The organism is Butyrivibrio sp. YAB3001, assembly GCF_900112195.1.
Taxonomy (GTDB): domain Bacteria; phylum Bacillota; class Clostridia; order Lachnospirales; family Lachnospiraceae; genus Butyrivibrio.
In genome coordinates this window covers 79,542-101,357 of record NZ_FOKR01000016.1, presented here as the reverse complement: position 1 = coordinate 101,357, position 21,816 = coordinate 79,542, and the positions used below count along the sequence as shown (strand labels likewise).

The following is a 21,816-nucleotide window of genomic DNA, read 5'->3' as shown; positions in this document are numbered from 1 at the left end:
AATTAAGCGGAGCGAAAGGGATTCGAACCCTTGTGGCGTTGCCGCCAAACGGTTTTCAAGACCGCCTCGTTATGACCGCTTCGATATCGCTCCGAGTTGCTTATTTAAATTTCAAATAAGTATTTAATTATTTGCTCTGTGTGATTTGTTTTGCTCACCGCAGCGCAAGACTTATATTATCAAAGCCCATACAACATGTCAAGCATCTTTTTTATATTTTTTTATTTTTTTTATAATTTAGTGATATTATGCATATTTTATCAACATCATAATATAACATTTTCTAGCGTCATTTGCTTGTTTTAGGCTTGTTTACGCAATTTCTTTTTATACGCGAAGATTATTATAAATTTCTAATAATTTTCTTATATTTTTATCAACTGAATACTTTTCCAGGACTTTTTTCCTTCCGGCAGCACCTAATTTTGATGCAAAATCTTTATCATTCATAAGATCTTCCAGTGCCGCTTTTAATAAATCTGAATCTTTTGCTTCAACCAGTATACCATTTTCCCTATCATCAATTATTTCAGGAATCCCGCCTACATTGCTTGCGACTACAGCGCATTCATGAAGCATTGCCTCAATAATCGAAAGTCCAAAGCCTTCGTAATATGATGGTAGTACCAGTATTCCACACTCATCCAGATATTTTTCTTTTAATTCGCCAGTCACCCACCCAAGATAAGTAACATAACTACTTCGTGCTTCTATTTTTTCCTGGTACATCATATCTTCATAGATACCACCAATATACAAATGAGCCTGAGACTTTACATCATGTATATGATCCATTGCCAATAATAGCTCATCTATCCCCTTGTCCTTGCATATTCTCCCTAAAAAAAGAATCTTATTCATATCTTTTTTCAGGGTAATATTTAATTCATTGTGTTTCAGTGTGTTAGAAACACTTATCCCATTTGGAAATACAATGATATCCTGAGGATTGATTATATTGGAAAAGAATAACTTCCACGACTCTGTAAGCACAAGCATTTTATCGCCCATTTGCAAAATACGCTGAACATACTTGCGCCCATTATCCGACAACTCATTCTCATAATAATTCTTAAAATCACCGCCATGTTGATGTAATACTATTTTTTTCTTTTTTCTGTATGCAGCTTTTATGAAATGCGATTTTCTGACAAAGCTTGAATCTGATGCAAAATGCACATGCACAATATCGTAGTTATCCAATACATTCAAAAAATGAATATATGATACAACCGCAATCAATAACTTCTTTAATTTACTGCCTTCCTGCATCGTGCCTATATACTTAAGCTCAACTTTTTTGTCCAGCCCTGCCTGATACATTTCATTTACAACTGCTGATATTCCGCCATGTACATTTCTGTCAGGTCCTACCATCAGTATTTTGTGTCTATCACCCATATCCTATTTTTCCCAAAGATATTATTTAAAGCATGTGTTCTTGAATAAAATTACAGAAACACGCATTTGCTGCGGGTTTCGTGTGAATATGATTCAGTAAGAAACCAAACCCTTCGACGTAAGTCGACTTTAATTGGCTTGTTTGCTGATATCTTGAATGATTCATTAAAGATATCGTACATTCCTGTATATTATCCCCAAAATAAATTAGTGTGCTAACTTATTCCCCATTAAAATGTAACCCTGAATACACTAAAAAATTGCTAAAATAAATTATATTATCAGTTATATACTACAGTCACAGAATTCAAATGATATAGGCCCGCAGCGCTTGTATTCACAAACGCATTTGGATCATCCTGAAGGCCCATCCCATAGTTGGTAGTAGCTTTTTTCCTGATTGATGTTTCAATATAAACATCAGAACCTTCTTCTGCCAGCTCTAGCCTTCTTATCACATAGCTTCTTGTAATATACTCTTCCTTGTATGCGCCTGTCCTGGCGTCATCATAAGCCATATATGCAAAGCTTGATTTTATATCTGTTTTTACTGTGTTTCTCATCGCACCAGATACACATATAGCAATTATGATAAAAAACAGTGCCGGAGCAATTTTTACAATACCATCCAGCTTTTCCCTGATAAACTGAGCAAATGCGATTACAATCAGTATGTACATCATGCGCGCTATTATTTCATAGGTGCTTGTCGTTCTCAAAGACTGAAGATTATCAGAATGATAACCAAGTATGACAGGAAATGCTGTAAAATACTGCGTCAAAAAAGCTCCAATAATAAAGAACAATAGCCATTTGACGTTCATGTCATCTTTTTTTATCCTTATTTCAAAAAGATATACGACAGCAAATGTCAAACACAGCAAAATAATAAATGAACCGCTTGTCAGGATTTTCTTACCTTCACTTCCATAGCAGATAAAAGTGTCCCTGATCGCATCTGTCAAAGAAGAATGTCCTTCATTTACAACAGCTTCTGCTCTTTTGAAATTACCAGGTGCAATTGCATTTATAACAGCTCCCACTATAGCAAAAGCAGCAGGAAGCACCATATGTTTTCTTTTTGTAAATGAATCGTACATAACAACCAGAACTGCAATAATAAGTGCACAGTTGGGAGCTGTGATCTCAAGGGATCCTCCACTTGCCAAGAAAGCTGCAATTGTGCTCAAAATCAGATATATCCAACTTTTAAATGTACTTGTTTCTCTCAAAGCTTTTATGAGCAATCCAATTGCAAAGAATGATATAGTAAGTTCAACAGTATAGTTATATGCGCCTGTATACCAAAAGAATAATTCTTGCATATTAACAGAATCTACTGAAACAAATACCGAGCAGGACAATACAAAGAACATTATCTGACATCCCGGTGTATTATCAAAAACCTGCTTAGTAAGAAACAATAGCGAAATCACAAACAAAAGTGCACAAAAAAAGAGAGCCATATGGAAGCCCTGAAGTCCCCATCTTGTATATGCTCTGATTATATGAATCAGCACATTAAAAAGATATGTTCCCTGATTACTGTTATAAAACTCATACGCCCTATAGAGTGGTCCAAAAATAGCTGAACCATGTATCGCAGTTACATCATTTGCTCCTGCTTCAAAACTGAAATCATCTTCGCAAAGAAATGTATATCCTGTACCTATCAGTATGGGAATCACGATCAAAAAGCCTGCCGCAATGCACCCCCACCCAAGAATCTTTTTTATTTTTTCCTTATCCATTTTTACCGGCTGCTCCCTTAATTATTGCTTCTGCAAGGATGATATCTTCAGGGGTCGTAATCTTGAAGTTCTCATAGCTCCCCTCAACAAGCTTAACTTTTTTATCTGTATAATATTCCACAACCATTGCATCGTCAGTAATATGAATTCCCTTTGACATAAGCTCGCCCTCTTCTATATCGAGACGCTTATATAATTCAAGAATCATATTATATGTAAACGCCTGCGGAGTCTGAATCTGCCATGTGTGCTCTCTGTCAGGAGTAGACTGCGCAAAACCCTTATCATCAGCAATTTTAATAGTGTCTTTTACAGGCATTCCAACTACACATGCTCCGTACTCTTTTACAGCGTGAAGTGTCTTAAGGATAATCTCTTTGGTAACAAAAGGTCTCGCACCATCATGAATAAATGCATAATCAGTATCCGGCGCTGCTGCCATCAGTCCTAAACGGACACTGTGATAGCGTGCAAGTCCGCCTTCAACAATCGCTGTAACTTTATCAAAACCATATTTTTGTACAATCTCATTTCTGACATACTCAATGTCTCCACGAGATACTACAAGAACAATATCATCGATAATACTTTCTTCAAATGCTTTAATCGAGTAATAGATGAGAGGTTTCCCACATATTTCCATGTATTGTTTCTTTACATCAGATTTCATTCTGCTGCCGCTTCCTGCAGCAAGTATAATTGCAACGGTTTTCATACTTTTAGATGCCCTCGTAAAAATCAGTTTTTCCCTGCGTGGAATCTTCGTTCTCTGTCACCTAAGGGTAAATTAGGAACAGCATTCATATCAAGGCCAAATCTCACGCCTTTTTTGTACTCATAATATGCAGCCGCACCTATCATTGCTGCATTATCCGTACACAAAACAGGCGATGGTCTGTAAAAACTAATATGATTCTTTTCGCATTCTTTTTCCAAAAGCTCTCGTAAAGCGGAATTCGAAGCTACTCCACCTGCAATTGCAAGTTTATTATATCCATATTCTTTGCAGGCTTTAACAGCATGACCTGCCAAAACCTCAACCACAGCCCTCTGAAAAGATGCTGCAACATCATTACTGTTTAGTTCATTGCCCTGCATTTTGGCCTGGTTTATATAATTTAGCACAGAAGATTTAAGCCCGCTAAAAGAAAAGTCATACTCAGCGTCAGGTATCTGTGCCTGTGGGAAAGAAAAAGCCTCTGGATTCCCTTCTCTGGCAGCTTTATCAATCTTGGGACCGCCGGGATACCCCAACCCAATTGCTCTAGCAACCTTGTCAAAAGCTTCTCCTGCAGCATCATCTCTGGTCTGACCTATGATCTCGTATTCGCCGTAATCCTTTACAACTACAAGATGCGAATGACCGCCGGATACAACAAGGCATACAAATGGTGGTTCCAAATCCTTGTTTTCAATAAAATTGGCGCTGATATGCCCTTCGATATGATGAACGCCAATAAGCGGTTTTCCAGTTGCAAAAGCGATTGCCTTAGCCTCTGATACACCCACAAGAAGCGCGCCCACAAGTCCAGGTCCATAAGTCACAGCTACTGCATCTATGTCTTTTAGTGTTAATTCAGCTTCTGAAAGTGCAGCACGGATGCATCCATTCATCTTTTCCACATGCTTTCTGGATGCAATTTCAGGCACTACTCCACCATATATGGTATGCAGCGCAATCTGTGAAGAAATGATATTTGAAAGCACTTCTCTGCCATTTCTGACCACTGCTGCTGCCGTTTCATCACAGGAGCTTTCAATTGCAAGGATCGTTACATCCTTCTCATTATTTTTTTCAGATACAGGTTCATCATCTTTTTCTTTTATTGACATAAAAATGACGCCATCATCTTCAACATTCTTATCAATTCTCATAATATCCTCAAATTATATTAAAAATTCCAAAAAGGGTGATTTAATTCCAGCTGCTCTTTTCCTCGTTTATCGTCCAGCCAAGGATCTTCCAACGGCCTTCTGAATCCTGTCTTAAAACAAATTCATAGTAAGTAGCAGTTGAAGTTGTGCCATGCCTGAGTGTAAAAAGGCAATCAACCATGCACATTTTTTTGCCATCAATCTTGGATACCTTGGGTTCTTTGCTCTGAACAACGTAGCTTGAAATCGAATAGTCACCTTCTTTTCTGGAGGCTACTTCTTCTTTGACACCTTTCTTGAAATCATTCTGATAAGTCATAAGCTCATCATCCATTATTCCACCAAGGACCTCTATCATCTTGTCCTGCTGTTCGTCAGAATAGGTCTCTTTATAGAGCGTTTTCATGACCTTACCATAAAAATCCACTACCATTCTGGCATCTGCAGGATAGTTCTTCTCAAGATTCGTAGTCGTAATCTCATCCACCGCAGTCAACGTATAATTTTCCTCAGTGGTAACTTTCTTGTCATTATTTCTTGTGAACAGGAGAAAAACACCAAGAATGACCATAGTAGCAAGACCAATAAGCACCACAGACTTAATTATTGCAGACTTAGTACCACTTTCCATAATTCCCCTCATTTCTGCGCATTAACGCTCATTAAATAACACATCATAAGAAAGCTATATTATGTAAAAATTATTCTTCAAATCTTAACTCTACGCTGCGACCATCCTTTGCCGCTATTGTATTTGGAAATATTTTTCTTGCTTCAGGTAAATACTCTGCTGGATTTACCAAAGAAGGACTGTAATGGGTCAGCCACATCTCTTTAACATTGGCATTTTGAGCCATCCTGGCTGCTTCATAAAATGTCATATGCTTATACTCTCTGGCTTTAGCCTGCTTATCCGGCTCTCCATACATACCTTCACAGATAAAAAGATCCGAATCAGCTGCATTTCTAACTATGCTATCTGTAGGTCTTGTATCTGTAGTATAAGTTAATTTTATACCCTTTCTCTCTTCACCAAGAACCATATCTGGTGTAAGCACTCTTCCATCATCAAGAGTATATGTCTCTCCTTTTTGAAGGCCGCTCCAGTATCGCCTGTCAATACCTGCTGCCTGCGCGGCTTCAACATTAAACTTGCCCTGCCTCTTCAATGACATGCTATAACCATAACAAACAATATTATGGTTAACTTTGAATGCATTTATGGTAAAACCAGGCATTCCTTCAATTTGAATGATTTCCTCTTCATCATGAAGTTCTCTGTACTTAATCTCAAATGGAAGTTCAGGGGCAATCACTCTAAGAGCGTTGACAACTCTTTCAAGTCCCTTGGGCCCTATCATCAAAAGTGGTTCCGTTCTCTCCGCATTTCCCATTGTAAGGAGCATCCCCGGAAGTCCACTGATATGATCAGCGTGATAATGCGTAAAACACATAACATCAATAGGCTTGGAACTCAATCCCTTTTTCTTCATTGCTATCTGAGTTGCTTCACCACAGTCTATCAGTACGCATTTTCCGTTGTAGCGCACAAAAAGTGAGGTAAGCAGACGATTTGGAAGTGGCATCATTCCACCAGTTCCAAGCAAACAAACATCTATCATAAAACTATCCTTTTTCTAAGAACAAAATTCACTAATCTTATATTTCTTTTCGCTTCCAAAAAATTTCTGCATCTTCCTTGGGTTCATCATAAAATCCCGGTCTGATGCCTTCACTCTTAAAGCCGGCTTTTTGGTAAAGCTTAATTGCTGCTTCATTGCCTTTTCTGACCTCAAGGGTATAATCAGCAATGCCAATTCCTCTTCCTCGTTCAAGAAGCTGCTTAAGCATCTTATAACCTATTCCTTCGCCTCGGCAGTCCTTAGCAACTGAAACATTTGTTATTTCCCCATCGCCGGAAATATTCTGAACACCGCAAAGTCCAACTATTCTTTTGGCTTTTTCTGCAACAAGGTAAATAGTATCATCCCGTGTCAGCGCATCAAGAAGCTGTTTCTGAGTCCATGCTTCCTTACCCAGATTAGATTTTTCGAGATTTGCAGCTTCTTCAATATCCTCTGCCGTCATCTCACGAATTCTGATAATTCCGGGATTTTTTCTTGCTTCAAGCTTCCTGCTCTCAACTTCCCCTGAAGGTGCTTTTTCTTTTTCCTTAGCTTCTCGCTCAGCCTGAGAGAGTCTAAGGTACTCAGGAGCAAACTCATCCGATGAGATCATACGTCCTTCTTTTGCATATTGCATGGCAAGCGCAACAAGCGCTGCGCCGTTTTGTCTGTTTTGATGAAAAGGAGCTATAGAATACGGAACTTTAAGCTCTTTTTCCAAAATATCATGATACACCGGAACTCCGTCGCCAAGCAGGACAACTGGTTTTCCAATCTCATTTATAGAAGCAGCTATCTCACTCACAGAGGTTGCAAACTGCTCATGGATCACCTGCATTCCAAAACTTCTTTCAAGGCTCATACCTTCAGGAGTATTAGGCACAAAAGTATATAATCCTGTATAAACCTGATTTCTTCTGGCATCCATCATAGGACATATAATCTTTTCAACCCCATAGAGGTTATAAGCTATTGCATCCACCGTAGGCACAGGGATTATTGGCTTATCAAGAGCCATTGAAAGTCCCTTCGCAGTAGCAGCGCCTATTCTAAGCCCCGTAAAAGAACCGGGACCTTTAGACACAGCTATTGCATCTATGCTCGATAGATCAAGATGTATCTTGTCGCAAACATCCTTAAGCATAGGTAATATTATTTCTGAATGTGTTGTTTTATACTGAATCGAGAATTGTGAAACAAGCAAATCGCCATCCGCTATGGCAACCGCTCCCACAAGCCCTGAAGTATCAATTCCTAATATTTTCATAGTTATTAACTCTTTTTCATTTCTTTGTCATTGTTATCATGCGATAATCAAAACCTTTTTCAAGATTTTTCTCAATCACAATTTCCGTGTAATGCTCCGGAAGTAACTCCTCAATAAGATTGGCCCACTCAATGAAGCATATCCCGTCACCATAAAAATAGTCTTCATAGCCAATCTCATCCATCTCACTTATATCGCCTATTCTATAGACGTCGAAATGGTAAAATGGGATACGTCCCTCATCATAGACCTGAATAATTGTAAAAGTCGGGCTATTTATCGGTCCTTTGATTCCAAGTCCTGCAGCAACACCTTGTGTCAAAACTGTTTTACCAACTCCAAGATCTCCGATCAAAGTGTATACCATTCCCGGTTGTGCGCTTTCTCCAATTCTTTTCCCGATAGCAAAAGTATCTTCCGCGCTAAATGTTTCCTGTCTGGTTACAATTTCCATATCTGCCTCTTTCGTAAGAAACTTAAGAAAAAATTCAGATTTCTTTAAATATCCTATTTCTCCACTTGTAGTATAGCAGAAACAAAGAAAAGACGCCACAACGGGGTAAAAAGGTCATGACAATCCATAAAAAAAGAACTGTGGCACAGTAATCTAAACTTGCCACAGTTCTTATGAATTTAATATATCATATCTTTTTACATATCAAAGCGTTTTTTATTTAATAAGGATTCCCATTCAGTAAAAAATTATGCTTCAGCCTTTGCAGCTTTACGTGCAGGAATCATCTGATCTGCTTTTAAAATAGGACTGAGCTGCTTATAGACGAGGAATGTGATAGCTGAGTCCGCAACGCCTTTTACAAGGTTAAATGGTGCTACTGCAAACAGGCAGAATGTTGTGACATTGGAAATTGCAGGGTTAATGGCTGCACCCATAGCTACAAAAGCATCAATTCCACTGCCAAACATGATTGCATATGCAGGAAGAAGGAAAAAGGCATTGAGCAGTGATCCTACAATCGCTATGCAAATAGTTCCCACAAGGCAACTGATAAGTGCTGTTTTTCTTGTCTTCTTAAATCTGTAAATGATAGTTGCCGGAAGAATGAATGCTGCGCCTACAACAAAATTAGCAATTTCTCCAACAAAACCTGATGTAGTTCCCTGAAGCAATATATTTAGCGCAACCTTGATGAATTCAATCATTACTCCAACCATAGGACCAGCTGCAAAGCCACCGATCAACGCCGGAATATCACTAAAATCAAATTTGTAGAATGATGGTGCAAAAGGAAGCGGGAATTCCAAAAACATGAGCACAAAAGCAATTGCTGAAAAAACGCCAATTATAACAATTCTTCTGATGCTGAATAATTCCTCTGCATGCCCTGTTACCTCAAGTTCTTTTTTCCTTGCTATTTTTTCTACAATAACTGTAGCCGCAATAGCAATCACAATCAGAAGAATAAGTGCCGTAAAGGTCCCAAAATTGTTTTTTACTGTTTCAAGTAACATTTGTTTGTCTTTCATTTCTTTCTCTCCTTTTTCTCCATCGGGTCGGAAATATTAGAGCAAAGAAAAAGCCCAAGTCATACATAGACCTGGGGCACCACAAAAAATCATTGTGAATTCTTCTCTCATCCAGACTTTACTGTCGGTTTTGGAATTGCACCAAATCAGCCGCCTAAGCGGGTCGCGGACTATACCGCCGGTTGGGAATTACACCCTGCCCCGAAGAATATTTTTCTAATTCATATAGTAGTCTTTTGTCTGTACAATTGTCAAGAATGTTTGACAACATTTCTTGCAAAAAATATAATTAATCTATCGTTATTTTTCTTTTTTGTCTAGTCTCAGTAACTATTGTGAACTGATTATTATATGGTTTCTTATGGAGAAAAAATGGCTAAAGTTTCTTCTAAGGAGTTACTCCCGGGGATGGTCCTGGCAGATAACGTAAGTACACCACATCTAAACAAAATTCTCGATAAGGGTACTATCCTCACAGATAAGGATATTGCAAAGCTTATCTTTTACTCCATTCCGGAAGTTGAGATTGAGGAGGATGCCATCGACAAAATGCTCGCGGACGGTTCAGATCCGTCGGGGCTTACTGCTCATGAGCGTATAAAACAGTCAAATACTTTTAAAGAGTTCAAAATCGATTTCGAAAACTGTGCTCAGAAATTTGAAGAGGATATAAATGACCTTATTTCTGACTCAGCATCTTTTGACAAGGAAAAAATGCTAGCTCCTGTTTATTCTCTTTTAAAAAAGGGACAGACTGCTTCTAACGTCTTTAATATGTTGCATGTTTTAAGAAACTATGACGATGCAACTTATACTCACTCAATAAATGTTGCCCTGACTTCGAATATTCTTGCCCAATGGCTAAAGTGGAATGAAGAGGAAATCGAAACTGCTACTCTTTCAGGTCTTTTCCATGACATTGGAAAAGTCAGTATTCCGGACTCAATCATTACTAAACCCACAAAACTCACAGAGCAGGAATTTTCAATCGTCATGACGCATCCCCAGAGAGGATATGACGCACTCAAGAATCTGGACATCAGCGCACACATCAAAAATGCAGCTCTTATGCATCACGAAAGAAGCGATGGTACCGGATATCCCTCAGGACTAACGAGTCCGCAGATTGACCGTTTTGCAAAGCTTGTTTCCATAACAGATGTCTATGATGCAATGACAAGTCTTCGCCATTACCGCGGTCCCATGTGCCCATTCATAGCTATTGCGATGCTTGAAGAGGAGGGATTCCAGAAATACGACCCCGAAATGGTCCTTTGTTTTCTCCAGAATATTGTAAACTCTTATATCTTAAATACTGTAAAGCTTAATACAGGTGAAGTTGGCGAGATTGTCTTTATAAACAAGACCTTTTTATCGAAACCAACTGTAAAGATTGGTGAAAACTACATCGATTTAAGTAAATGCAATAATGTTTATATTGCAGAAATTTTATAAAAGCATAAAAGTAAAAAGACGCTTTCTGAATACTTAGGTTAATTATATTCAGAAAGCGTTTTTATTTATTTTCATTATGCATTTTTTAATTTAAACTTCTGGATATCCTTGTCAGTATCTACCTTTTCAATCTGACCACCAAGATCTCTTATCTTCTGATCAAAATCTTCGTAGCCTCTCTCGATATACTTGATATCTTCGACAGTAGAATATCCCTCCGCCGTTAGCGCCGCAATAACAAGTGCAGCCCCGGCTCTTAGGTCAGGCGCTGAAACAACAGCTCCCGTATATTTATCAACACCCTCGATAATAGCAGTGCTTCCTTCAACTTTAATGCTGGCTCCCATTCGGGTAAGCTCATCAACATATTTAAATCTGTTTTCAAATATGCTCTCGGTTACAATACTGATTCCGCTTGCAAGTCCAAGTGCAACGGTAATCTGTGGCTGCATATCTGTTGGATATCCCGGATATGGCAAAGTCTTCACATGTGTATTCTGAAGTCTTCTTGTAGCCACAACTCTGACAGCGTCATCTGACTCATGGATCTGACATCCCATCTCGATAAGTTTGGCGCTGATGGATTCCAAATGCTTTGGAATAACGTTTTTAACAGTAATATCGCCCTTGGTTGCCGCTGCCGCCAACATGAATGTACCAGCTTCAATCTGATCAGGAATGATAGTGTATTCAGTTCCATGAAGGCTCTCAACACCTTTGATTCTGATCACATCTGTTCCTGCACCCTTGATATTGGCTCCCATACTATTCAAAAAGTTAGCAAAATCTACAACATGAGGCTCTTTGGCTGCATTTTCAATGATAGTTTTGCCTTCAGCCATTACAGCCGCCATCATAATATTGATGGTTGCTCCAACACTGACAACATCAAGATAAATATGACTTCCAATGAGTGCATCAGCATGAGCGTCTATTATTCCATGTTCAATACTCACTGAGGCTCCAAGTGCTGTGAAACCTTTTATGTGCTGATCGATAGGTCTAAGCCCTATATTACATCCACTTGGAAGCACAACGCCTGCATGCTTGTACTTGCCAAGCAGTGCTCCGAGAAGATAATATGAAGCGCGAATCTTTTTAATATAATCTTCAATTGTATAATTGTGTATCTGAGAAGCATTTATCTTAACCGAATGTCTGCTGGTTCTCTCAACAAATGCTCCTGTACTCTTTATTGCCTGAAGCATCGCATTGGTATCTGATTCATCAGGCATATTATCTATGTAGACGGTCTCATCTGTCATTGTAGCCGCCGCCAAAATAGCAAGAGCTGCATTCTTGGCGCCACCTATCTCAACTTCTCCTACAAGAGGATTCCCGCCTTTTATTACATACTTTTCCATGAGCAACCTCTCTGTTGCGTATATATCGTTGTTACCATTTCAAACGCTAAAGTAACGCATTTTATCATTCGAACAAATAATATTTATATCACAAGAATATACTTTTGTAAAACCTGTAAGTAAGATCATATAAAAAGCATACAACTTATAAGCCATTAGTTCAAATAATTAAGTGGGTTAACCTGTGATCCGTTAACCAATATTTCAAAATGTAAGTGTGGACCTGTTGATACACCGGTATTTCCCGAAAGAGCAATCTTCTGTCCCTGAGTAACTTTTGCTCCTGCAGACACCAGGACTTTTGAAAGGTGGCCATACCTGGTCTCTCTTCCATCAGGATGCTTGATATAAACACAGTATCCATATCCGCTTCCCCAGCCGGCTCTTGTCACAGTTCCTGACGACGAAGCCACCACCGCAGTTCCTACAGGTGTAGCCCAGTCAACACCTTTATGATATGTGCTCGCGCCTTTTTTAGGAGCTGAACGTTTTCCAAATCCTGAAGATAATCTTCCGCCGGAAATAGGCTTGATATAAGTCGGTGGTACTATTGTACCTCTTTCAACAATCTTCGGTACAGCCTGATAGGTCACTTCTTCTTTCTCTATTTCACGACTATCCTCGTTGTTATCCGTATATGAAATAAGAGCAACTACTTTACGATGTCCTGCTGAAGGTTCCTGAATAACCTTAGTCTGGGTTGTATACCATGAATCATTATCAATATACTGAACCTCCGCCTCATAATCTTCTTCATAATAAGATTCAACTGTATATGACACAGATAATTCAGGTTCAGGAACGGTAACGATAAGTTCATCCTCAGTTCTGATCCTGGTATACTCATCTTCAAGAGACTCATTCATCGCAATAAGATCAGAAACAGTAAGTCCATATTCAAGAGCAATTGAGCTCAAGGTATCACCTGATTTAACTTCGTATATCTGATTAGTTTCTTTATCCTTGGTTACCTCATCTATAGCTGAAGCCACATCAGTGATTTCATCATCCGGAAGGTAACTTTCCACTATTTCAATTTTATCTGCAAAATCTATACTCTGAAGCCCAAGCTTGTAATCACTGAAATCCTTATCATACGCAAGTGGGGTTGCTTCATTAACAATTTCAGAGATAGTAGCAAAAAAACCTGCTTCCGGCATATTGGTTCTTGCTATTTCTTCTTCTCTCTTGACTTCTTCCTTGCTAAGCACCTGAGTAGTAAGCACATTCACTTCTCTTCCCGGATCAAGCACGAGATTCACATCATATTGATTCTCTGTGTCATACTTTGAAAGCGCTGTACTAAGCAATTTCATAACCTCATCGATGCTTGCCAGGTTGACTGAATACTCGTTTATCTTAATCGAATATGCTCTGGCAAGAGTTGTCTTTTTGCTGTTATTTAAAACCTCTGCCATTTTTTCAGCAACCTCGGAAGGAGTCTGAACTTCTCCCCATATAATATTACTGCCTTGTATAGCGATATTTGAAGTTGCAAGAGTTAGTTCCCTTGTATCATCTGATATGCTTCTTCTCGCCATTCTAAGAGCCTTATAGGCATCTTCCCTTGACTCAAGTGTTCCAACTTCAACGTCATTTAAAAACACTGTAAAAATATTATTTGCGCCTTTCTGAAACTTAACCATACTTGGCATAAATAAAATCCAGCACCCGATAACGACTAATGCCGAATGTAAAAACCATATCTTAATCTTATTTCTAAAAACTGTATTTCCTAAAATCATATATCATTCTTTCTAACATACTGAGACAGACAAAAACAAAACTATAATATCTGTGCCCAGGTAATAAATCAAAATAATTTAGCGAAAAAACGCTGATCTGTCATTCTCTCCTTAAATAATCCCGAGAAAACGAAGGATATTAAATACCAGATCCGTAAGCACTAAAAGCATGGTAATTATTGCTATTGGCATTAATGAATTATTCTTTGTCTCAACAGCCACCTGAATTGCTTCAAGTTTGGCAGATAGTTCCTTTAAATCGCTTTCTGTTTTTTCATAGCCTTTGTCAACTACAGCCTGAACATTTCTGTAAACCTGAACTCCAACATCATGAATCTTTTCGTCATTTTTGTCCAGTCTCCCCTTATATTCCTGGACATCATTTCTCATTTCCTCCAAAGATGTTTTATATTCAGCAGTAGCTCTTTTTAATTCTTCCAACTGTGCTTTATATTGTTCAGCTTCCTGTTTAATACGCTCAGTTTCCTTCGCTTCAGCCTGTGAATTAGCTCTGATGATATCCTGTGCACTTATCTTTTCCGCCAGTCTGTTCATGAAATTTTCCACTTTTTAACCCCTCCCGCAACAATTCATTTATTATGCAATTTTAACAAGATTGGAATAGTTATCATAGTTTTATTGTTAATTTTTACTATTCGTTCATTTATTGTTCATAATTTATTAATAATTGACTTGTATAGTATATACATAGCCGAAGCAAATAAGGCTCATGACATAAGAAAGATAGATTTTTTCATAATAGGGTAGGTGCGGGAAACCGTATCTACCCACTCCTCATTAATGGCCATTTTTATTTCTTATTCTCTATGGCCTGGATCTCATCGTTAAGTGAAAGCATTCTAGCGTCAAGATTAGCGACCATCTTGGCACACTCATGCAGTTCTGAATTAATATGGGCTGGCGCCTTGCCTTCAAATTTATATTGAATTTTGTGTTCCAAAGAAGCCCAAAAATCCATTGCTACAGTCCTTATCTGAATCTCAACTTTTACATTTACAATTCTGTCTGAAAGATAAACAGGCAAAGAAACAATCATATGATAACTCCTGTACCCGCTTGGTTTTGGATTCATTATATAATCCTTAACAGTAAGCACCTGGATATCCTTCTGATTGCTTATCATTTCTGCTATTTTGTATATATCTGAAGTAAATGAACAGATAATACGAACACCAGCTATGTCATTGACATACCTGACCATATTTTCTATCGTGGACTCATAGCCATTTCTCTTAAGTTTCTTTACGATACTCTCCGGAGCCTTCAGTCTTGCCTTCGTATGTTCAATAGGATTATATCTGTGTACTTCCTGAAACTCCTCGTTTAGGATTTCTATCTTGGTCATGATCTGCTTAAGCGCAGAATTATAAAGAAGGTTTACCTCCTCCCAAGACTTTATATCATCTGATATCCTTATATTGCTTCCTGCAAGATCTAGTTCCATAATGATAACCCCTTTGTTAACCCCTTATTTCCAATATCCTTTATTCATGGAACAGGCAATAGCAAAACCCTTAGGTAATTTTTTATAGTTTCGCCCAAGTTTATAACCAAGCCATCTGAATCCGCACATGACAATATAGTGTGGAATAAGATAAGACTTTCCTATATGCCTGAAATGCTGAATTGTCTGTCCTACCATTTTCTTACCCTCAGACTCAGAACTTATATTTCCAAAGATTTCCTGATGGTCCGTCTGAGAAACACCCAAATCAAAATTTCTATGAAACTGCTGTGCGCATGTATAGTTATGGGAATGGATAACTCCCGCCTCAGGGACATAGCAAATTGCAAATCCCTTCTGACAGGCATTTCCTGCATAGACCATATCTTCATTAAAAATGGTCTTGTGAGTAAATCCGCCTATTTTATCGTAAATATCACGCCTGTACATAGCACAAACATTTGAACAAAAATAAGTCTTTATTCCTAATTTTTCCACATCAGCCTGAGTCTTCCTGATAGATTCATTAGGATAATTAAATTTCCTGGAATATCTTTCCGCGAGGCTGCAATCCGTTTTAGGATACTGCCTTGCATACGCAGCAGCCACATCAGGCGCAAGAGCCTTTGAAAGATTGGCAACAAGCATTTTATCTTTAGGAAATGCATCCTGGGTCATCATGAGGAAGAATTCTGCTTTTGAAAGAGCAACGCCCTGGTTTCTGGTCTCACCATGATCAAATTCCTCTTTTGTAACATGTCTAAGAATAATGTTATCATACTTATCCATTGGATTTTCATGGCTGTCGCTCAAAAGCCTGTCCCAGTATTTTTCCTCTGTATTCATTATTATTATATGTTCAGGTCTAAGGGACTGTCTTTCAAGGTCGTCAATCAATCTGAACAATGATATATCCGGTTTGTAAGTCGGAATTATAATATCTACGGTACTCATATTATGCTCCAAAGAATCAAAAATAACCATTAAATTAGGGGCATTGGGTCGCTATGAACCCTGCCCCTTGTTTATTTTACACTATTATCTCAATTGACAAAAGTACTTATACGTCACTTAATTCAGATAAGATGATGTATCTGATTTAATCTTGTCACTGTATTTCTTTACATCCTCTGATACTGTATAGCTTTCATCACCAAAAAGGAATGTATGAAGCCACTTTACATTTGATTCAAGATCAACCGCAACAACGCAGCTTCCTTTCTTACCGATAGTTCCTGTTGTTCTCATTGATTCCTCAGGGAATCCATTATTATCAACAACATTGTAATTAGCTATGTTCTTAAGAAGATCAAGAATCTCGCTAAGATCTAATGAAGTATATGTCTCACCAAAAGCTTTATTTGCAACAGTTTCAAGCTGTGAATAGCTCATACCTTTAGCTTTTTCAAGACATGCCATAAGAACAGTTCTCTGTCTCCATGCACGCTTAAAGTCATCACCTGCTGTATATCTGATACGGCAATAAGCTGTCGCCTGAAGTCCGTTAAGTGTCTGAAGTCCTGCGCTCTTAACAGGTGTATAGTCCATTTTAAGCTCAGTTGCCATTGTTGACTGATAGTTGTTAAGATGAGAAATTTCTGCATCTGTTACTTCAATCGGAATTCCGCCAAGGGCATCAACCACATCTGTAAGACCTCTAAAACCGATAGTGATAAAGTTCTCGATATCCATATCAAGGTTCATATTAAGCATGGATATTGCCTGTTCAGGACCGCCTTCCATATATGCAGCGTTACACTTAGTGTACTCGTCATTACTAAGATTCAGATATGTATCACGATAAACGGAGCAAAGCTTAATCTCACCGTTGGCATTATTGATTGAAGCAATGATAATTGTATCACTTCTGGTCTTCTTGGTAAGTTCACCTTCTCTTGAGTCAACACCAAACAAAGCAATGTTGGTATAGCCTACCATTTGTTTGTTCTCTGCAACCCCTTCGTTGATACTCTTTGTGATAACCTCTTCATTCATATTGACCTTACCAACCTTGGTAACATCAACTTTGAAGAATACATGATAAGCAACAAATACAAGCGCACAGGCAACAAGTATTTCTACAAGTACAAGAACAATTGCAAGTGTCTGATTCTTTTTCTTCTTTCCCCTTGCAGGTTTTCTTGAAGAGCCACCATTATGTGAACCTGAGCTTCTTGATGCACCACTTCTTGAGCTTCCCGATCTTGATGCTGATGAAGCGCCTCTTGATGAAGAACCTCCTCTTGATGAAGATCTTGTACCTGAATGCTCAGCCGGTCTTCTCCTTACAGGTCTGTCATCGTAATCGTCGTAATCATCCTCGTAATAATCATCTCTGTACCTGTCGTCTCGATCATTTCTTGGCCTGTCATCTCTTGAATTTCTCTGAGACGGTCTTCTGGTATCTCTATCGTAATATTCATCGTCACGGTTTGACATCATTAACATCCTCCCAACAAAAAATATGGTGATATGCTCCCACATACCACCATAACATTTTGCCACAATTAAAAAAAATATACAAGGCACTTAATATGCATTCTTGTTAAATATGCCATATCTAAGTGTACCTAAAATAATCTTTATATCGAATGTCATTGACCAATTCTCGATATAATAAATGTCATAATCAATTCTCTTTCTGATGGAAGTATCTCCACGATAACCATTTATCTGAGCCCATCCGGTAAGTCCGGGTCTTACCTGGTGCTTAACCATGTATCTTGGAATCTGCTCCTTAAACTTTTCAACAAACTGCGGCCTCTCCGGTCTTGGTCCAACAAGGCTCATCTGACCAACCAGAATGTTAAACAACTGTGGAAGTTCATCAATACTGAATTTTCTCAAAAAAGCCCCCACATTTGTAACTCGTGGATCGTTCTTTGTTGTCCACCCTTTCTTTTCCTCAGCTTCCGTCTGCACCTTCATGGTCCTGAACTTAAACATCATAAAAGGCGCTCCGTTAAGACCAATTCTCTCCTGTTTGTAAATGATTGGTCCCTTGCTGGATGTTTTTACAGCAATCGCTGCCGCCAGCATGATAGGGGAAAATAAAATAATAGCCAAAAACGAACCAACGATATCCACAATTCTTTTTGAAAGTCTGTTTAAAGAATTTGTAAGCGGAACGTATCTGATATTTATAACAGGTATTCCCTGAACATCCTCTGTATATGGATTACTTGGGAAAAGAGATGAATAGTCCGGAATAAACTTTGTATGAACGCCGGATTTCTCGCATTGTGCCACTAACTCTTCAAGTCTGTCATAATCATTAAGAGGAAGTGTTATCGTTATCTCATCATAATCACGATTATTCAGATATTCTCCAAGTTCATTTATTTTCCCTATAACCCTGACTCCATGATAACTGGTATTGATCGGAACAAAGTCATCCAGTACTCCGGCAACATCATATCCCCACTGAGGATTTTCCAAAATCCTGCTGATATATGCCTCCGCAGCTCTTGAATACCCAACAAGTAAGATATGTTTAATGTTGTAGCCTTTTTTTCTGATAAAACGAAGGAGTTTTCTAACCAGACCATGCGCGATTGTAGTAAGCGTAGTATTCAGGACTGCAAATATCGCAATCATGGTTCGCGAGAAGTCATTTTGCTTTAACATGAACAAAACAACTATAAATCCCAGTCCGCCCATGACATTTGCTTGCGAGATATCAACAAATTCATCCCATAGCTTAAGCGCACGCCTTGATGTATAAAGATTTACAAGATAATACAGAAAAAGATATGCAGGCACCAAAAAATACAAGGCAGAAAAGTATGTCTCCATTGAAAGGTGACCTGCAGGATTCCTGTCTCCTAGAAAAGACTCAAATTTAATATAATAGGACAGCATATATGAACCGACTACAAAGAGCCCATCCACAACCACATGCACCCTATTTAAATGTTGCTGGTTATCTTTTATCATCTATGTGCCTCAAGTTACCTTTTATTTACAATAGGCGCCTTAAGCAGTTTGCCCATAACTCAAGCTGTAACAAACCACTCATCATAATCTGCTTTCTTCCAAAGGTAACTCTTTTTTCCGAGTTTTTGATTATTTTATTAAAGCCCTTGGACAACCCTCTTATATGTGCTCCCCCGAGACCTTTTTTCATATAAAAAACATGCTTTATTATAACACCTATTACTATAAGTGGAAGATTAATTATAATCTGTAGTATAGCAAAATTTTTATACAAAAAGTATAAATTATTGGCCGAAGTAAGTTCAACCTTAAATGCATTATGCCTTGAGCCACTGCTTCCGCTACCAACATGATACACAATAGCTTGCGGTTCCATGACATTCAGATATCCATACAGCCTTGCCCTGTAACCCAAATCCACATCTTCCAGATAACAAAAATGTTCCTCATCGAAATATCCGATCTCGTCAAATAATTCCCGCCTGTACATAGCAGCTCCTGCACATGCGCTGGTAATGCATATTCTTTTATCTGAAGATGTGCTTTTCTTATCCTTTGATGGTGAAAAAGCCCACCCCAATGCACAGTAATAGTCTCCTGCATCATCTATAAGCTCAGGATTTTTAAGCTGTAGCATTTTAGCCTGCGCGCTAAAAATCTTAGGATTCTTGTCCATGATCAAAACAAGAGATTCTACAGCATTTTTCTCACAAATAGTATCATTATTAAGTAAAAAAACATATTTGGAATCTGCAGCTTTTATTCCTTCATTTACAGCATTCGCAAATCCGGTATTATTACCTAATTCTTTTATTATAACTTGTGGATATGCAGTTCTGACAAACTCAATACTTCCATCATCTGAACCGTTATCCACAAGAATAATAGACATATACTTAAATGTCTGTTTTTTTAAACTTTCCAGACAATCACGCAGATATTTTTTTCCATTATAATTCGGAATAACAACAGAAACTGTATTCATACGCGTACCCTTTTAACTCTCTGGGGATCCCAAACGATTCTCAGACCGAATTTCCTTATTTCTTCACCAAGTTTGCAGCTAAGCCGCCTGATTTCTTCTTCGCTCATTGAATCAATCTCATTTCCTGTTCTGTCGTATTTATCTTTACGCTTTCCGTCTTCATTTTCTGTTTCAAAATTCTGAAAAGTATCTACATACTTTATTCCAACAATTTTTTCATACAGAGGAATAAGGTCACTTCTTAGAGAAAGACATCTGATATCAACTGCCTGGCAGTCCTGCTGCAAGACAGCTTTATGTTGAAAGCCTCCGCTGTAGCCTTCAGGAAGTCCAAAGTACATGACATCTCCATTTTTAGAAAAGGCTCCGCTTACGATTCTTCCTCGTTTACCAAGAATCTTACCGCCGATGCATCCTACATCTTTTCTTCCGCCAAAAACATCCGGCAAATAGTTGATCCTATAAAATCCCAGATGCTTTAAAGGCTCGACCTCTGCATTTATATTATAGCTTTTTAGAAGATTTAAAATAGCCTTCTGCCCTGCCTCATACGCATATGTCTTACTTGCAGGATTTGCAGCTGTTGAATTACTATGGCATCTCCAATGATATAGCACTTTAGGAATATGAATGATCTGATATGAAGCTGACGGAAGTTCTAACGAGGCTTCTGCACATGCCCGCATAAAAAGATCAAAATCCTGTGCACCATCATATTTTTTTCGCAATTTCAATCGTCTGATTATATCAGAGCGCATGACCGTAAAATGACAGATATAATTATTCGATAAAAGATAATCCATATTAAAATCAGGTTTGGCGTGATGTTCATAATAACGCTGTTTAGAATCATCAAATTTATCTTCATCAGAATAAATAAGCCTTATTGGGCATCCGGAATACCTGGACAGTTTATTTCGGCTCATACTCTTCCTGATAACCCGTGAAACCTCAAAAAGAGCATCCGGTGTGAGCAGATCGTCATGGTCAAGCAATCCGATATAATCACCTGATGCTTTTTCTAATCCTCTGTTTGTATTTTCAGAAATTCCCTCATTCTTACTGAAGTGATAATACTTTATTCTTGGATCTTTCTGAGCGTAATCCAATACAATATCTGACGTATCCGGTGATGCATCAGCAAGAACCAGCTCCCAATTCCCATAGGTCTGAGCCAGAACGGACTCGATCATTTCTCGCAGATACTTTTCCGGAGTATTAAAAAGAGGAACTACAATGCTAAATCTTACGCAGTTCCCCGCTTCAGCCAAAAATCTGTATTCCTGTTTTTGTTCTTCTATTACTTCTTTTGAAAGAGGTACATAATCGTATTTCTCGTTATGATTATCTCTAAGTCTTTCAAGGGCAGCAAAAAATGCGGCCCTTGTACCATTGCGTTTCTGATATGCAATTGTCTTTAGGACCGCATTTTTAATTCCCATCCTTGTTTACCTTACATTAT

19 protein-coding genes, 1 tRNA gene and 1 riboswitch are annotated in these 21,816 nt (G+C 38.3%); of the genes, 1 reads left to right on the top strand and 19 read right to left on the bottom strand.

Features of this window, described 5'->3' with window-relative positions:
- Positions 1 to 7: 7 nt before the first annotated feature.
- The 10 genes from BM086_RS15530 to BM086_RS15485 all read right to left on the bottom strand — a co-directional run bounded on the left by BM086_RS15530 (position 8) and on the right by BM086_RS15485 (position 9,404).
- Positions 8 to 93: transfer RNA gene (locus tag BM086_RS15530), tRNA-Ser, on the bottom strand.
- Positions 94 to 327: 234 nt separating this feature from the next.
- Positions 328 to 1,401 (bottom strand): glycosyltransferase family 4 protein, encoded by a 1,074-nt coding sequence (locus BM086_RS15525; protein ID WP_092328817.1) that lies wholly within the window; start codon positions 1,399 to 1,401, stop codon positions 328 to 330.
- A 281-nt stretch (positions 1,402 to 1,682) separates the two neighbouring features.
- Entirely contained in the window at positions 1,683 to 3,152 is a 1,470-nt protein-coding gene (locus BM086_RS15520; protein ID WP_092328813.1) for a DUF6056 family protein, read from the bottom strand.
- The gene (ispD, locus tag BM086_RS15515; RefSeq protein ID WP_092328809.1) at positions 3,145 to 3,867 is read right to left on the bottom strand and encodes a 2-C-methyl-D-erythritol 4-phosphate cytidylyltransferase; all 723 of its coding nucleotides are present in this window, start codon (positions 3,865 to 3,867) and stop codon (positions 3,145 to 3,147) included. The genes BM086_RS15520 and ispD overlap by 8 nt, the downstream gene beginning before the upstream one ends.
- 23 nt (positions 3,868 to 3,890) lie before the next feature.
- Entirely contained in the window at positions 3,891 to 4,985 is a 1,095-nt protein-coding gene (tsaD, locus tag BM086_RS15510; RefSeq protein WP_092328841.1) for a tRNA (adenosine(37)-N6)-threonylcarbamoyltransferase complex transferase subunit TsaD, read from the bottom strand.
- An 82-nt stretch (positions 4,986 to 5,067) separates the two neighbouring features.
- Positions 5,068 to 5,658: a DUF6715 family protein gene (locus BM086_RS15505; protein WP_092328805.1), complete on the bottom strand. Its 591-nt coding sequence runs from the start codon at positions 5,656 to 5,658 to the stop codon at positions 5,068 to 5,070.
- A 70-nt stretch (positions 5,659 to 5,728) separates the two neighbouring features.
- A complete protein-coding gene (locus BM086_RS15500; RefSeq protein WP_092328801.1) occupies positions 5,729 to 6,649 on the bottom strand; it encodes a ribonuclease Z in 921 nt (306 codons plus the stop codon).
- Between the two features lie 37 nt (positions 6,650 to 6,686).
- Positions 6,687 to 7,919: a tRNA (adenosine(37)-N6)-threonylcarbamoyltransferase complex dimerization subunit type 1 TsaB gene (gene tsaB / locus BM086_RS21055; protein ID WP_175560311.1), complete on the bottom strand. Its 1,233-nt coding sequence runs from the start codon at positions 7,917 to 7,919 to the stop codon at positions 6,687 to 6,689.
- A 16-nt stretch (positions 7,920 to 7,935) separates the two neighbouring features.
- A complete protein-coding gene (tsaE, locus tag BM086_RS15490) occupies positions 7,936 to 8,373 on the bottom strand; it encodes a tRNA (adenosine(37)-N6)-threonylcarbamoyltransferase complex ATPase subunit type 1 TsaE (protein WP_092328796.1) in 438 nt (145 codons plus the stop codon).
- Positions 8,374 to 8,621: 248 nt separating this feature from the next.
- Entirely contained in the window at positions 8,622 to 9,404 is a 783-nt protein-coding gene (locus tag BM086_RS15485; protein ID WP_092328793.1) for an ECF transporter S component, read from the bottom strand.
- Positions 9,405 to 9,499: 95 nt separating this feature from the next.
- Positions 9,500 to 9,617: riboswitch (FMN riboswitch) on the bottom strand.
- Between the two features lie 159 nt (positions 9,618 to 9,776).
- On the opposite strand from BM086_RS15485, the gene BM086_RS15480 reads away from it, so the two are divergent.
- The gene (locus BM086_RS15480; RefSeq protein ID WP_175560310.1) at positions 9,777 to 10,859 is read left to right on the top strand and encodes an HD-GYP domain-containing protein; all 1,083 of its coding nucleotides are present in this window, start codon (positions 9,777 to 9,779) and stop codon (positions 10,857 to 10,859) included.
- Between the two features lie 74 nt (positions 10,860 to 10,933).
- On the opposite strand, the gene BM086_RS15475 is transcribed toward BM086_RS15480, so the two are convergent.
- The 9 genes from BM086_RS15475 to BM086_RS15435 form a co-directional block, all read right to left on the bottom strand.
- On the bottom strand, positions 10,934 to 12,223 hold the full coding sequence (locus tag BM086_RS15475; RefSeq protein ID WP_092328783.1) for a UDP-N-acetylglucosamine 1-carboxyvinyltransferase: 1,290 nt from the start codon (positions 12,221 to 12,223) through the stop codon (positions 10,934 to 10,936).
- Between the two features lie 155 nt (positions 12,224 to 12,378).
- Complete coding sequence (locus BM086_RS15470; protein ID WP_092328778.1) at positions 12,379 to 13,968, bottom strand: M23 family metallopeptidase; 1,590 nt, start codon at positions 13,966 to 13,968, stop codon at positions 12,379 to 12,381.
- A gap of 111 nt (positions 13,969 to 14,079) precedes the next feature.
- Positions 14,080 to 14,535, bottom strand: coding sequence for a hypothetical protein (locus tag BM086_RS15465; protein WP_092328773.1), 456 nt, complete (start codon positions 14,533 to 14,535; stop codon positions 14,080 to 14,082).
- 244 nt (positions 14,536 to 14,779) lie between these two features.
- On the bottom strand, positions 14,780 to 15,433 hold the full coding sequence (locus tag BM086_RS15460; RefSeq protein WP_092328769.1) for a GTP pyrophosphokinase: 654 nt from the start codon (positions 15,431 to 15,433) through the stop codon (positions 14,780 to 14,782).
- A gap of 24 nt (positions 15,434 to 15,457) precedes the next feature.
- On the bottom strand, positions 15,458 to 16,387 hold the full coding sequence (locus BM086_RS15455) for a glycosyltransferase family 2 protein (protein ID WP_092328764.1): 930 nt from the start codon (positions 16,385 to 16,387) through the stop codon (positions 15,458 to 15,460).
- Between the two features lie 117 nt (positions 16,388 to 16,504).
- Positions 16,505 to 17,875: an LCP family protein gene (locus BM086_RS15450; RefSeq protein ID WP_242952237.1), complete on the bottom strand. Its 1,371-nt coding sequence runs from the start codon at positions 17,873 to 17,875 to the stop codon at positions 16,505 to 16,507.
- An 87-nt stretch (positions 17,876 to 17,962) separates the two neighbouring features.
- Positions 17,963 to 19,369 carry an undecaprenyl-phosphate glucose phosphotransferase gene (locus BM086_RS15445; protein ID WP_092328760.1) on the bottom strand — a complete coding sequence of 469 codons (1,407 nt, stop codon included), beginning with the start codon at positions 19,367 to 19,369 and terminating at the stop codon, positions 17,963 to 17,965.
- Positions 19,370 to 19,394: 25 nt separating this feature from the next.
- On the bottom strand, positions 19,395 to 20,354 hold the full coding sequence (locus BM086_RS15440; RefSeq protein WP_092328756.1) for a glycosyltransferase family 2 protein: 960 nt from the start codon (positions 20,352 to 20,354) through the stop codon (positions 19,395 to 19,397).
- Positions 20,351 to 21,796: a glycosyltransferase family 2 protein gene (locus tag BM086_RS15435; RefSeq protein WP_092328751.1), complete on the bottom strand. Its 1,446-nt coding sequence runs from the start codon at positions 21,794 to 21,796 to the stop codon at positions 20,351 to 20,353. The genes BM086_RS15440 and BM086_RS15435 overlap by 4 nt, the downstream gene beginning before the upstream one ends.
- Positions 21,797 to 21,816: the final 20 nt, after the last annotated feature.

Excerpts from the sequence above, each read along its gene's own strand:
- tsaE (WP_092328796.1), bottom strand. The coding sequence starts at position 8,373 with ATGGAAATTGTAACCAGACAGGAAACATTTAGCGCGGAAGATACTTTT.
- BM086_RS15500 (WP_092328801.1), bottom strand. The coding sequence starts at position 6,649 with ATGATAGATGTTTGTTTGCTTGGAACTGGTGGAATGATGCCACTTCCA.
- BM086_RS15525 (WP_092328817.1), bottom strand. The coding sequence starts at position 1,401 with ATGGGTGATAGACACAAAATACTGATGGTAGGACCTGACAGAAATGTA.
- BM086_RS15485 (WP_092328793.1), bottom strand. The coding sequence starts at position 9,404 with ATGAAAGACAAACAAATGTTACTTGAAACAGTAAAAAACAATTTTGGG.
- BM086_RS15440 (WP_092328756.1), bottom strand. The coding sequence starts at position 20,354 with ATGAATACAGTTTCTGTTGTTATTCCGAATTATAATGGAAAAAAATAT.
- BM086_RS15445 (WP_092328760.1), bottom strand. The coding sequence starts at position 19,369 with ATGATAAAAGATAACCAGCAACATTTAAATAGGGTGCATGTGGTTGTG.
- BM086_RS15480 (WP_175560310.1), top strand. The coding sequence starts at position 9,777 with ATGGCTAAAGTTTCTTCTAAGGAGTTACTCCCGGGGATGGTCCTGGCA.
- BM086_RS15460 (WP_092328769.1), bottom strand. The coding sequence starts at position 15,433 with ATGGAACTAGATCTTGCAGGAAGCAATATAAGGATATCAGATGATATA.
- BM086_RS15505 (WP_092328805.1), bottom strand. The coding sequence starts at position 5,658 with ATGGAAAGTGGTACTAAGTCTGCAATAATTAAGTCTGTGGTGCTTATT.
- BM086_RS15455 (WP_092328764.1), bottom strand. The coding sequence starts at position 16,387 with ATGAGTACCGTAGATATTATAATTCCGACTTACAAACCGGATATATCA.
- BM086_RS15470 (WP_092328778.1), bottom strand. The coding sequence starts at position 13,968 with ATGATTTTAGGAAATACAGTTTTTAGAAATAAGATTAAGATATGGTTT.
- BM086_RS15450 (WP_242952237.1), bottom strand. The coding sequence starts at position 17,875 with ATGATGTCAAACCGTGACGATGAATATTACGATAGAGATACCAGAAGA.
- tsaB (WP_175560311.1), bottom strand. The coding sequence starts at position 7,919 with ATGAAAATATTAGGAATTGATACTTCAGGGCTTGTGGGAGCGGTTGCC.
- tsaD (WP_092328841.1), bottom strand. The coding sequence starts at position 4,985 with ATGTCAATAAAAGAAAAAGATGATGAACCTGTATCTGAAAAAAATAAT.
- BM086_RS15475 (WP_092328783.1), bottom strand. The coding sequence starts at position 12,223 with ATGGAAAAGTATGTAATAAAAGGCGGGAATCCTCTTGTAGGAGAAGTT.
- BM086_RS15520 (WP_092328813.1), bottom strand. The coding sequence starts at position 3,152 with ATGGATAAGGAAAAAATAAAAAAGATTCTTGGGTGGGGGTGCATTGCG.
- ispD (WP_092328809.1), bottom strand. The coding sequence starts at position 3,867 with ATGAAAACCGTTGCAATTATACTTGCTGCAGGAAGCGGCAGCAGAATG.
- BM086_RS15435 (WP_092328751.1), bottom strand. The coding sequence starts at position 21,796 with ATGGGAATTAAAAATGCGGTCCTAAAGACAATTGCATATCAGAAACGC.